Annotated in this window: 9 protein-coding genes and 1 pseudogene; 4 read left to right on the top strand and 6 right to left on the bottom strand. The window is 64.5% G+C overall.

The genetic code is table 11. The annotated features are described in order from the left end of the window. The first annotated feature begins 146 nt into the window (after window positions 1-146). The 3 genes from F4827_RS28340 to F4827_RS28350 are packed head-to-tail and all read left to right on the top strand — an operon-like array spanning window position 147 to window position 6,127. Window positions 147-3,410 carry an efflux RND transporter permease subunit gene (locus tag F4827_RS28340; RefSeq protein ID WP_183729724.1) on the top strand — a complete coding sequence of 1,088 codons (3,264 nt, stop codon included), beginning with the start codon at window positions 147-149 and terminating at the stop codon, window positions 3,408-3,410. Further along, on the top strand, window positions 3,400-4,623 hold the full coding sequence (locus F4827_RS28345) for an efflux RND transporter periplasmic adaptor subunit (RefSeq protein ID WP_183729727.1): 1,224 nt from the start codon (window positions 3,400-3,402) through the stop codon (window positions 4,621-4,623). The genes F4827_RS28340 and F4827_RS28345 overlap by 11 nt, the downstream gene beginning before the upstream one ends. Beyond that, a complete protein-coding gene (locus tag F4827_RS28350; protein ID WP_183729730.1) occupies window positions 4,616-6,127 on the top strand; it encodes an efflux transporter outer membrane subunit in 1,512 nt (503 codons plus the stop codon). Before F4827_RS28345 ends, F4827_RS28350 begins: the two co-directional genes overlap by 8 nt. Window positions 6,128-6,246: 119 nt before the next feature. On the opposite strand, the gene hutC is transcribed toward F4827_RS28350, so the two are convergent. From hutC to F4827_RS28380, 6 genes are all read right to left on the bottom strand, one after another. Beyond that, window positions 6,247-6,996: a histidine utilization repressor gene (gene hutC / locus F4827_RS28355; protein ID WP_183729733.1), complete on the bottom strand. Its 750-nt coding sequence runs from the start codon at window positions 6,994-6,996 to the stop codon at window positions 6,247-6,249. A 34-nt stretch (window positions 6,997-7,030) separates the two neighbouring features. Then, window positions 7,031-8,656 (bottom strand): histidine ammonia-lyase, encoded by a 1,626-nt coding sequence (hutH, locus tag F4827_RS28360; protein ID WP_183729736.1) that lies wholly within the window; start codon window positions 8,654-8,656, stop codon window positions 7,031-7,033. 48 nt (window positions 8,657-8,704) lie between these two features. Continuing rightward, window positions 8,705-9,496, bottom strand: a complete 792-nt coding sequence (locus F4827_RS28365; protein WP_167063280.1) for an ABC transporter ATP-binding protein — start codon at window positions 9,494-9,496, stop codon at window positions 8,705-8,707. A 33-nt stretch (window positions 9,497-9,529) separates the two neighbouring features. Beyond that, window positions 9,530-10,276 (bottom strand): ABC transporter permease, encoded by a 747-nt coding sequence (locus tag F4827_RS28370; RefSeq protein WP_183729739.1) that lies wholly within the window; start codon window positions 10,274-10,276, stop codon window positions 9,530-9,532. A gap of 19 nt (window positions 10,277-10,295) precedes the next feature. Beyond that, window positions 10,296-11,018, bottom strand: coding sequence for an ABC transporter permease (locus F4827_RS28375; RefSeq protein ID WP_183729742.1), 723 nt, complete (start codon window positions 11,016-11,018; stop codon window positions 10,296-10,298). Between the two features lie 79 nt (window positions 11,019-11,097). After that, entirely contained in the window at window positions 11,098-11,958 is an 861-nt protein-coding gene (locus F4827_RS28380) for a transporter substrate-binding domain-containing protein (RefSeq protein WP_183729745.1), read from the bottom strand. Between the two features lie 458 nt (window positions 11,959-12,416). On the opposite strand from F4827_RS28380, the pseudogene F4827_RS28385 reads away from it, so the two are divergent. Next, window positions 12,417-12,845: pseudogene (locus F4827_RS28385) on the top strand (fibronectin type III domain-containing protein); the annotation flags it as partial. Window positions 12,846-12,945 lie beyond the last annotated feature (100 nt).

Below are 12,945 nucleotides of genomic sequence, written 5' to 3' on the forward strand. Positions count from 1 at the left end.
GGTTGCTGGACGTTACAACCCGCCCGCCACAATACCGGCGTCGGTTCCACCGTAGTTTCCCGTACTTTCCCTGCTTTTTTGCGCCGCCCTGGCGCGCTGGTACGCGAGCGGAACCGGCGCCGATGTTCTGAACGGAGCCCCTTCTGATGCTTAAAATCGTCCGGCTGGCCTTGAACCGTCCGTACACGTTCATCGTGCTGGCCCTCTTGATCCTGATCGCTGGCCCGCTCGCTGCGTTACGCACGCCAACCGATATCTTTCCGGATATCCGCATTCCCGTGATCAGCGTGGTGTGGAATTACGCCGGTCTGCAACCCGACGACATGTCGGGCCGTATCGTCACCTATTACGAGCGCACGCTCGGCACGACCGTCAACGATGTGGCGCACATCGAATCGCAGTCGTTCCGCGGCTATGGCATCGTGAAGATCTTCTTCCAGCCGACCGTGGACATTCGCACGGCCACGGCGCAGGTGACCTCGGTTTCGCAGACCGTGTTGAAGCAGATGCCGCCAGGCACCACGCCGCCGCAAATTCTGAATTACAACGCGTCCACCGTACCGGTGCTGCAGCTCGCGCTCACGAGCGACAAGCTCAACGAGCAGCAACTCGGTGACTACGCAAGCAACTTTATCCGGCCGCAATTGCTGTCCGTGCCGGGCGTGGCGATCCCTACGCCTTACGGCGGCAAGACCCGCGAAGTACAGATCGATCTGGATCCGCAGGCGCTACAGGCGCGCAAGCTCTCCGCCCAGGACGTGGCGAATGCACTCGCGCAACAGAACCAGATCATTCCGGCGGGCACGCAGAAGATCGGCCAGTTCGAATACAACGTGCGCCTGAACAACAGTCCGCTCACGATCAACGCGCTCAACAATCTGCCGATCAAGACGGTGGACGGCGCGGTGATCTATATGCGCGACGTGGCGCACGTGCGCGACGGTTATCCGCCGCAGGGCAATATCGTGCGCGTGGACGGCCACCGCGCAGTGCTGATGTCGATCCTCAAGAACGGCTCGGCCTCCACGCTCGACATCATTGCGGGCGTGAAATCCAAACTGCCGCTGATCGAGCAGTCGCTGCCGCCCAGCCTCAAGCTCGTGCCGCTGTCCGATCAATCGGTTTTCGTGAAGGGTGCCGTGAGCGGTGTGGCGCGCGAAGGCATCATTGCCGCCGCGCTGACTTCAGCCATGATTCTGCTGTTCCTTGGCAGCTGGCGCTCGACGCTCATCATCGCAGCGTCGATTCCGCTCGCCGTGCTCGCGGCCATCGCGGGTCTTGCGGCCTGCGGCGAAACGCTCAACGTGATGACCTTGGGCGGCCTGGCGCTAGCGGTGGGTATTCTCGTCGACGATGCCACCGTGACGATCGAGAACATCAACTGGCACCTCGAACAAGGCAAGGACGTGCGCAGTGCGATTCTCGACGGCGCGGCGCAGATCGTCATGCCTGCGCTGGTTTCGCTGCTGTGTATCTGCATCGTGTTCGTGCCGATGCTGCTACTCGACGGTATCGCGCGTTACCTGTTCGTGCCGATGGCCGAATCGGTGATCTTCGCGATGATCGCCTCGTTCATCCTCTCGCGGACCTTCGTGCCGATGATGGCGCGCTATCTGCTCAAACCGCACGCTTCGCAAGGTCACGCATCGGGCGAACTCGCCGCCGTGATGGCCCCGCACGGCGCGCACGATCACATCAAACCCTCGCGCAATCCGCTGGTGCGTTTCCAGCGTGGTTTCGAACGTCGTTTCGAACGCGTTCGCGCGGCTTATCGCGGCGTGCTGGGCCTTGCGCTCACGCATCGCAAGGGCTTCGTTATCGGCTTCCTCGCGATTGTGATGCTGTCGTTCGCGCTGGTGCCGTTCCTTGGCCGCAACTTCTTCCCGAATATCGATTCCGGCGAAATTGAAATTCACGTGCGCGCGCCCATCGGCACGCGTGTGGAAGAAACCGCCGATCTGTTCGACCATATCGAAGACATCGTGCGCCGCGCGATTCCCGCCGATCAGCTTACGAGCATCATCGACAATATTGGCCTGCCGAACAGCGGTATCAACCTCACCTACAACAACAGCGGCACGATCGGACCGCAGGACGGCGACATCATGATTTCGCTCGGCGAAAATCATGCGCCTACCGCGCAGTATGTGAAAGCGTTACGCACGCAACTACCTCGCCTGTTTCCTGGCACGACCTTCTCGTTCCTGCCCGCCGACATCGTCAGCCAGATCCTGAACTTCGGTGCGCCCGCGCCAATCGATGTGCAGGTGAGCGGCCCGAACATGGAAGCGAACAAGAAGTACGCCAACGAACTGCTGCGCCTGGTCGCCAGGGTGCCGGGCGTGGCCGATCCGCGCATCCAGCAGGCGTCGACCTATCCGCAGCTGACCGTTGCGGTGGACCGTTCGCGTGCCGATGAGCTCGGCATCACCGAGCAGGACGTGACCAACTCCGTGGTGGCGAGCCTTTCGGGCACCAGCCAGGTGTCGCCCACTTACTGGCTCAATCCGAACAACGGCGTGTCGTATCCGATCGTCGCGCAGACGCCGCAGTACCGCATGACCTCGCTCTCCGATCTACGGAACCTGCCGGTCACGAGCAAGAGCGGGGGCTCGCAGATTCTTGGCGGCATCGCCACGATCACGCGCGGCACCGCCGACGCCGTGGTCTCGCACTACAACATCATGCCGCTATTCGACATCTACGCGACCACTCAGGGCGCCGATCTGGGCGCGGTGGCCTCGCAGATCCAGGCGGCGATCCACGCGAGCGCCAAGGATGTGCCGAAGGGTTCGACCGTGACGATGCGCGGCCAGGTGCAGACCATGAACAGTGCGTTCACGGGCCTGCTGCTCGGTCTCGCGGGCGCAGTGCTGCTGATCTATCTGCTGATCGTTGTGAACTTCCATTCGTGGGCCGACGCCTTCGTGATCGTCTGCGCATTGCCAGCCGCGCTCGCAGGCATCGTCTGGATGCTGTTCACCACGCACACGCCGCTGTCCGTACCGGCGCTCACCGGCGCGATTCTCTGTATGGGCGTGGCGACCGCCAACGCGATTCTGGTGGTGTCGTTTGCCCGCGAACGTCTGGCCGTCACCGGCGATGCGCTGCGCGCCGCGATGGAAGCCGGCTTCACGCGCTTTCGCCCGGTGCTGATGACCGCGCTGGCGATGATCATCGGCATGGCGCCGATGGCGCTCGGCATGGGCGACGGCGGCGAGCAGAACGCGCCGCTTGGCCGCGCCGTGATCGGCGGCCTGCTCTGCGCGACGCTCGCGACGCTGCTGTTCGTGCCCGTGGTATTCAGCCTCGTGCACCGCAATGATCGTGGCGATGACGGCGACGACAGCGCCGCCGATATCCCCACTCTGGAACAACCCGCCCTTGAGGGAGCATCCCATGTCCACTGAAATCGACATCGCCCCACCGCAATCGCTGCGCCGCCTGAAGTCCGTCGCCGCCATGGCCGTGATGGTTGCCGCCGGGATCGTCTCCGGCGGTCTGTTCAGCCGCGTGCGCGCGCATCAGGAACTCACGTCCTGGACCGACGCCCAAGCCGTGCCGACCGTCGCCACCGTGCTGCCCGAACCGGGCCCGGCCTCGCAGGCGCTCGTGCTGCCGGGCCACCTGGCCGCCTACATCAACGCGCCGATCTACGCGCGCGTATCGGGCTATCTGCACGCCTGGTACGCCGATATCGGCACGCATGTGAAGGCGGGGCAGTTGCTCGGCCTGATCGATACCCCCGATCTCGATCAGCAGCTTCAGCAGGCCAACGCCGATCTGCAAAACTCGATCGCCAATGAAAAACTCGCGGCCACCACGGCCAGACGCTGGACCGAGATGCTCAAGCAGGATTCGGTCTCGCAACAGGAAGCCGATGAAAAGACCTCGGACCTGATCGCCAGGCAGGCCACCGTGGCAGCGAACCAGGCCAACGTGCGCCGCCTGGAAGCGCTCGAATCGTTCAAGCGGCTGACCGCGCCGTTCGATGGCGTGGTGACGGCGCGCAAGACCGACGTGGGCGCGCTCATCAATGCGGGCAGCGGCAGCGGGCCGGAACTCTTCACGGTGTCGGACGCAAGCCAGTTGCGCGTCTACGTGAGCGTGCCGCAAAGCGACGCGGCGTCGATCAAGCCCGGCATGCATGCCACGCTCACCGTGCCCGAGCGCCCCGGCATGCAATTCGAAGCGAAGCTCGTGGATACCGATCAGTCGATCTCACCCGCATCGGGCACGATGCTGGTGCAGCTTGCCGTCGACAACAAGCAGGGCATGCTGTTCCCCGGCGAATACACCGAAGTCCATCTGGCGATGCCCGGCGACGCAAACGCGCTGTTCGTGCCAGCCAGCGCGCTGATCTTCCGCGCGCGCGGCATGCAGGTCGCCGTGGCCGGTGCGGACCACAAGGTGCATCTGCGCGACGTGACGATCGGCACCGATCTGGGCACGCGGGTGGAAATCATCGAAGGCCTGAAGGCTGGCGAACGCGTGATCGACAATCCACCCGATTCGCTGACGAACGGCGATGTGGTGCGGCTTGCGGCCAGCGATGCCACCAACACGGCGAGCACTGCCCGCGCGGCGAATACGTCGCTCGGCACGGAGCGCGCGCATGGTTAAGCGGTTTCCCCTGCCCTATCTCGTGCGTGAACGGCTGAAATTCGTTGCGCTGGCAACGACCGTGGTGGCGACCGCGCTGCTCGGCGCATGCTCGTTCGCGCCGGTCTATCACGCGCCCACCATGGCCATGCCGGCGCACTTCAAGGAAACCGGCGGCTGGCAACTGGCGCAGCCCGCCGACCAGTTGCCGCGCGACGGCTGGTGGAAGGTCTTCAACGATCCAATGCTCGACCAGCTTGAGCCCAAGGTCCAGCAGGCCAACCCCAACATCGCTGCCGCGCTCGCGCGTCACGATGAAGCCGACGCCCTCACCTTCCAGGCAAAATCGGCGCTGCTGCCGACCATCGGTCTTGGCGCACAGGTTCAGCGCGACCGGCAATCGGCGTTGCGTCCCTTGCGCGGCTCGGGCCAGCCGAACGTCTACAACTCGAATACGCTCGACGTGGACATCGGTTACGACCTCGATCTGTGGGGCAAGGTGCGCAACGAGGTGAAGGCCGGTCAGGCGACGAGCCAGGCGAGCGTCGCCGATCTCGCCTCGCTGCAACTGAGCCTGCAGGCGAAGCTCGCGACGACCTGGTTCAACCTGCTCGGCCTCGATCAGCAGTCCAGACTGCTGGACGATACGATCGCGGCCTACCGTCATGCGCTCGAACTGACCGAGAGCCGCCATCGCGGCGGCATCGCGTCGGATCTGGACGTGTCGCGCGCGCAGAACCAGCTCGCCGCCGCCCAGGCGTGCGCCGACGACGTGAGCGCGCGCCGTGCGCTGTACGAGCACGCCATCGCCACGCTGATCGGCGTGCCCGCGTCCGACTTCAACGTCGCGCCAGACACGCTGCGACCGCATCTGCCAAACCTGCCCGCCGGGCTGCCTTCGGCGCTGCTGCAACGGCGTCCCGACATCGCCGCCGCCGAGCGCCGCGTGGCGTCGGCCAATGCGGAAATCGGCGTAGCGAAGGCCGCGTTCTTCCCGGACCTCTCGCTGGGCCTCGACGGCGGCTTCCAGAGCGACACCTTCAGACCGTGGCTGGTCGCGCCCAACGAGATGTGGTCGATCGGCCCGACACTCGTGCAGACGATCTTCGATGGCGGCCTGCGCAAGGCGAAAGTGCGCGAGGCGCGCGCGAAGCTCGACGAGAACGGCGCCGATTACAAGGCAATCGTGCTCAACGCGTTCCAGCAGGTCGAGGACAACCTCGCGCTGCTGCACCATCTGGGCGACGAGGCGCAACGTGAAAATGAGGCGCTCACGGCGGCGCAACGCACGCTGACGTTGTCGATGTCGCGTTATCGGGACGGCGTGGTGAGCTATCTCGATGTGGTGACGGCGCAGACCACGGAGCTGTCCACGCAGATCAGCTCGCTTGAGCTGGACACGCGGCGTCTGGACGCGACCGTAGAGCTGATTCAGGCGATTGGCGGCGGCTGGAGCACGAAGCAGCTCGATGTCGATGCGAGCGCGAAAGCTGACGTAAAGCCCGCCGAGAAATCAGCGTCCTGATGGAGTTTTGAGCGGTGTCTGACGATCCGGACGCTTGCGCGGCCGGGTCGTTAATGGGATGGTCTGCCCGGATGGCGGACATACGACAATTCCTCACGGGGCAAAAGTCAATCGCCGCCTCAAACCTTCCCCGCCAGATGAAACCGCGACGCCGCGTGCCAAAGCTGCACCGACGTCGCCACCACTTCGCCCACCCACGTACGGCGCTCCACCATCAAACAAGGCTCACCGATTTCGATATCCAGGTGGTGGCGCACGTAAGCCTCGGGCTTGCGCGCATAGATGCGAAACTCCGCGCGCTGGATCGGCGCAAGACGCACCATGTAGTGATTCGGTGTTTCGCTCGTAAAATCCTGCTGTAAATACAAGGGAAAGAGCGCCGGATTCACATAGCGGTCTTCATACTGGATCGCCTCGCCCTCTTCATAATGCACGATGCGCGAGTGAAAAACCGGCCCATGCGCGACACCCAGCGACGCAAGCGCCGCGGTGTCGTCGCTAGTCTGCAGCGCCAGCACGCGCGCCGTATGCCGATGCCCGCGCGCCGCAATTTCATCGGCGATATTGCGAATCTCCAGCACTGTCGATTCGTAGTCGCGCGGCGCGACGAAGGTACCCGATCCTTGTACGCGCGTAAGAACGCCTTCGTTCGTGAGTTCGCGCAGCGCACGCGACACGGTCATGCGCGCAACGCCAAACTCCTTCACCAGCACCGTTTCGGACGGGATCGCGTCGCCCGGCTTCCAGGTGCCGTTTTCGACGCGCTCCAGCACATATCGTTTGATCTGTTCGTAAGGCGGCGCCGTGCGGCGGGTCGCGGCGGTGCGGCGCGTAGCGTCGGCGGCGAGCGTTGAGGCGTCGAAGTTCATCGTCGTGGCGGCGCGGTGCGGTGGGCGGGGTGCTTTAACGGCCGATCGCGTCAACCAGCGCGTCGTTCGCGGATGGCGCTGCGCCAGGCGCAACTTCATGCAACGCGGGCTGCGGCGTGCATGCCGGCCGCTCAAGGTCAAGGGGCCCATGCGCGTCGAGCGGGCCCGGCAGCGGCGGCGGCCCGCCATCGGCGATCATGCGGAACGCCACCGACATATCGCCCGCCAGCGGCCGGTCGTCGCAATACGTCGGCAACACGGTGCGAATGCGCCCGTAGAGCGCCTCCGTGTAGGACGCGCGAATGGCAACGACGGGTTGCAGGTCGTAGGCTTGCGCCGCGGCCAGCAATTCGATGCCGAGAATGCGGCTGCTGTTCTCGATCACGGCCAGCGCCTTGAGCGCGGCGGGCGTGGCGTGGCACAAGTGGTCTTCCTGGAGGCCCGAGGTCACGCCGCCGTCGAGGCTCGCGGGTGCGGCGTCGCGGCGGTTCTGCGCGACCAGCGAGGCGGCCGTGTACTGCGCGATCATGAAGCCCGAGCGCGTGCCGCCCGCGTGCGCGAGGAACGCTGGCAGGCCGCTGACGAGCGGGTTGACGAGGCGGTCGAGGCGGCGCTCGGCCATCGCTGCGACCTGGGCGACGGCGGCGGCCGTGCTGTCCATCGCCAACGCGATCGATGCACCCACCGCGTGCGCCTGCGAGAAGACCTGCGGCGCGTCGGGCGTGCCGTCCACGATGGGGTTATCGGTGACCGAAGCCAGCTCGCGGTTCACCACTTCGGCGGTGGCGGCGAGCACGTCGCGCGCCGCGCCGTGCACGTGCGCGATCGTGCGCATGCTCAGCGGGTCCTGCGTACGGCGTCCAAGCGCAGCGGCCAGCAGCCCGCTATCGGCGAGCGCCGCACGCATGCGTGCGCCAACCTGCGCGAGACCGGGCGAGACGCGATAGGCAAGCGACTGCGCATCGAACGCCGCCAACTGTCCGCCGAGATTCTCGAAACTCATCGCCGCCACGGCGTCGGCCCAGTCGAGCAGACGTTGCGCGCGTTCCAGCGCCAGCGCGGCCAGACCCGTCACGCAGGGCGTGCCGTTCACAAGGCTCAAGCCTTCCTTGGCCTGCAGCGCAAGCGGTTGCAGGCCCAAGCGTTCAAGCGCTTGAGCGCCGCTCAGGCGCTCGCCATGCCAGCGCACGTGTCCTGCGCCCACGCAGACGAGCGCAATATGCGCCATATGACTCAGATAGCCCACCGAGCCGAACGCGGGCACCTCGGGCAGACAATCGGCTTCGAGCAGCGCTTCCAGTTGCGCGACCAGTTCAACGCGCACGCCTGAATGGCCGTGGGCGAAGTTGTTGATCGCAGCGGCCATGATCGCGCGCGTTTCCTGCGCGCCCAGCGGCGCGCCCACGCCCACCGCGTGGCTCATGAGGATGTTGTGCGAGAGATCGTGTTGTTCCGCAGGCGACACCACCACGTCGCACAGCGCGCCCACGCCCGTATTCACGCCATAGGCGCGAATGCCGCGCACGACGATCTGCTCAACCAGGTCACGCGCCGCGCGAATGCGTGCGCGGGCTGTATCGGTCAGTTGCAACGGCTCGCCCGCTGCGACAGCGGCGATATCGCGCCACACGAGCGGGCGTTCGGAACGGATGACGGCCATGTTGAGGATACCTTGCTATTTCCAGATTGACTTCGTTGCGCTGACTGCTTAGTGAGCGTTGCGATCCTGGTGGCTCGATACGAACTGGCGGAAGCGCTCCGACTTCAGTTCGCCGAACACTTCCTGCGGCGTGCCGTCGGCGTCGACAAGCCCTTGATGCAGGAACATCACGCGATTCGACACATGCTTCGCAAAACCCATTTCGTGCGTGACGACCAGCATCGTGCGGCCTTCTTCCGCGAGCGCGCGCATCACACGCAGCACTTCGCCCACGAGTTCGGGGTCGAGCGCGGACGTCGGTTCGTCGAACAGCATGACCTTCGGATGCATCGCCAGCGCGCGGGCAATCGCCACCCGCTGCTGCTGGCCACCCGACAGATGCGCGGGATAGTGGCCGCGTTTGTCCGCAAGACCGACTTTGGCGAGCAGCGCTTCGCCTTCTTCGATCGCCTCGGCGCGGCTGCGTTTGAGCACGCGCATCGGCCCTTCGATGAGGTTTTCCATCACGGTCATGTGCGACCAGAGATTGAAGTTCTGAAACACCATGCCAAGCTGCGAGCGCACGCGGTCCACCTGACGGCGGTCTTCGGGTTGCAGCTTGCCATCGCGGCGGCGCTTCATCTTGAGCGCTTCGCCTTCGAGGGCGACGGTGCCGTCGTCGGGCATTTCCAGCAGGTTCAGGCAGCGCAGAAACGTGCTCTTGCCCGAGCCGCTCGCGCCGAGAATCGAAATGACGTCGCCCTTGTGAGCGTCGAGCGAAATGCCCTTCAGGACGTGATGATCGCCGAAGGACTTGTGAATGTTCCTGACGGACAGGGCGACCGGTGCGGCTGCGTTCATGGGTAACTCCGTAAATTCGATCAGGACTGCCGTTCAGGAGGCGGCGCGAGGGGTTTCGAGCGACGTCAGCTTGCGCGCGGGTGCGCTGGGCGCGGCGCGCAGATGGCGCGACAGGCGCTTTTCCAGCAGGCCAATCAGTCGAACGATGATGAAGTTGAGCGCGAGATAGATCAGCGCCGCGCAGGTGAACACCTCAGTCGTGCGATAGGTTTGCTGAATGATCTGCTGGGCCACGCCGGTGACTTCCCAGACCGTCACGAGACTCGCGAGCGCGGTGGATTTCACCAGCAGCACGGCTTCGGTCGAGTAGGCGGGCAAGCATTGGCGCAAGGCGATGGGGCCAATCACGCGGCGCAGCAGCGAAAAGCCCGAGAGACCGATCGAATAACCCGCTTCGATCTGGCCAACGGGCACGGCCATGAGGCCGCCGCGAATGATTTCCGCCGTGTAGCCCGCCGTGCACAGCGCGAGCGACAGCACGGCGCACACATAGGGTTCGCGCAGCACGGGCCACAGAAAGCTCTCGCGAATCACGCCGAACTGGCCCAGCCCGTAATAGACGAGAAACATCTGGATCAGCAGCGGCGAGCCCCGAAACACCAGAATATAGGCGCGCGCGAAGCGGTTGGGCAGCCAGTGCGGCGAGACGCGCATGGCCACGATCACGAGCGAGAGCAGACCGCCCAGCACCAGGGAGGCGAAGAACAGTCCAAGCGTGGTCGGCACCGCTGCGATCAACTGGCGCAGCGTGTCGAGCAGGAAGTCGATATCGAGATGCATGTCGGGTTCCGCTTCAGGTTCAGTTACGCGCGAAATTGCGCTTGAAGGAGCGGCCCACATACGCTTCCGCGCGGCCGAAAATGCGGTTCGACACGCCCGTCATCGCCAGATACAGCGCGCCGCCCGCGACGAAGAACAGAAAGTACTGATGCGTCGAACCTGCAGCCACCTGACTTGCGCGCAGCAATTCGGCCAGACCCGTCACGGAAATCAGTGCGGAGTCCTTGAGACTCAGTTGCCACACGTTGCCGATACCCGGCAGTGCGAAGCGAAATACCTGCGGAATCAGGATACGTCGCGCCATGGTCAGCGTCGGCATGCCGATCGCACGCGCGGCTTCGAGTTCGCCACGCGACACCGCCAGCACCGCGGCGCGATAGACCTCGGCCTGATACGCGCCCGAAATCATGCCCACGGCAACCGCGCCAATCGCGAACGGCGGCACACCGACGAAGCCGTCCGCGCCGAACAGTTGACCGATGCTGGTCACGAGCGCCGATCCGCCGAAGTAGAACAGATAGATGACGAGCAGCTCGGGCACGCCGCGAAACACGGTGGTATAGCAATCGCCGATGATGCGCAGCACGCGAAAGCGGGAGAGCTTGGCTGCGGCGATCAGGCCGCCGAACACCGCCCCCAGCGCGAGCGCCGCGATGGTGAGCACGACTGTCATGAGTGCGCCGAGCAGCAGCACGCCGCCCCAGCCCTCGGCGCCAAAGCCGAGCATTTCGATCACTGACATGATGACTACCTCGAACGAACAAGCGGGATCAGGCGCGGGAGGCCGCGGGCTTCAGGCCTCCCGGAGCACAGCCAGGGATTCAAGGCGTGACGTCGGTCTTGAACCACTTGAGCGCGAGCTTCTTGACGGTGCCGTCGGCCTGCGCGGCGGCGATGGCGGTGTCGAATTTCGCCTTCAAGTCGGTGTCCTGCTTGCGGAAGGCGAGACCTTCGCCGGGGCCCCAGACCGGACCGGCGATCTGCGGGCCGGCCATGACGATGCTGCTCGAATCCGGCTTGCCGGTCATGGCGGCGTAGTAGGTGACATCGTCGAACGAGGCGTCGATGCGGCCATTGGCCAGATCGAGATCGCGCTCGGGCGAGCTTTTGTAGACGCGGATCGAAGCGACGTCCTTGAAGTTGTCGTTCACGAAACGCGTGTAGATCGTGCCCGACTGCAGGCCGATGGTCTTGCCCTTGAGCGCCTTGCGCAGGCCGTCGATGGCGGGCAGGTTGCTGCGCGCGTCGTTATCGAGCTTCACCTGGCTCGCATTCGTGCCTGCCTTCGGCAGGATTTTGGTGTCCGATACGGCGAAGGTGGCAGGCGTAGCCGCATAAGGCTTCGAGAACGCAAGAATCTTTTCGCGGTCGGGCGTGATCGAGATCGCATCCATCAGGACATCGAACTTACCGGCCTGGAGACCCGGAATCATGCCGTCCCAGTCCTGGGTGACCAGATTGCATTGCAGTTGCGCGCGAGCGCAGAGATTGGCGACGAGTTCCGGTTCGAAGCCGCCGAGCTTGCCGCCCGGCAGCGTCAGGTTCCACGGCGCGTAGCTGCCGTCGAGCGCGATCGTCACCGTCTTCCATTCCTTCGCGCTGGCGTTGCCGCCTGCCAGCAGCGCCGCGCCGAAGGCGGCTCCGATCAGGGCCTTGAACAGTCTGGTGCACTTCACCTGCATGTCGCCACTCCTTGTAGTCGAGCTAACCGTGATGAGGCGGGCGCACCGTGTGGCCCGTCCGTGTTGTCTAGACAAGATTGAGGCAACAAAATGCAGGACGCAAGTGCTTTTCAATAAAAACGGGGCGATCCAGGGAATGCCCTGGGAATCCTTGGCATATGCACCGGAAGTGCGCATTCCGACGACGAATAGGGTGTCGTTCCGGGGAATTGAAGCCCGTCGAACTCGCATAAGAAGTCCGAAAGCATCTTGAGTTAACTAGACGACTTATTGTTCATCACGCCTCGCGAACCCAGCCGCGACAGGGTGATGTCATCGCGAGGTCATGCAGGAAAGCCATCGTTTCGCCGAGACTCACCGCAACTCAGCGCAACGCACCGACACTCACCCTGCAAAACCTGCAGCGCGGCGCGCAGGCGCACGCTTGCTCGCGCTGTCCAGTCACGAGGCGATTCGACATGACGAAGAAGAATATTCCCGAGGCACCGTTCACCGACACTGCCAGCGGCGTTTCCCGCCGCGGCTTTCTGAAGCTCGCAGGCGCCTCCGGGTTTGCAGGCGCGGCAGGTGCAGCCGCGGCGCTTGGCGGGGTCGCCAAAGCCGATACGACCACGCCCGACGGCACGCCAGAACAGATCCACCTCACCTGGGGCGCGGACCCGACGAATGAAGTGGTGGTGTCGTGGGCCTCGCTTGCGGCCGCCACGCACGCGCGCGTGACGTATTCGTCCGAGCGTGGCCGCCGCGAGCGCGTCGATGCAATCCAGCGCACCTACACGGACGGTCTGACGGGCGTGGTGGTGTTCACCTACCACGCGCGCCTGAGCGGCCTGCACGCGGACACGACCTATCGCTACGAAGTCACCGCCGATAACGACAGCCACGCCGGCAACCTGAACCGCCCCGGGAATCGTGGAGGCTGGTTGGTTTAAGTTAATGCCGGTTCAGCGGCAACCGTTTCAAGTTGCCGATAGTAGTTTGCCTCAG

The sequence above is a fragment of the Paraburkholderia bannensis genome (assembly GCF_014200455.1).
In the GTDB taxonomy this organism is placed as follows: Bacteria; Pseudomonadota; Gammaproteobacteria; order Burkholderiales; family Burkholderiaceae; genus Paraburkholderia; species Paraburkholderia bannensis_A.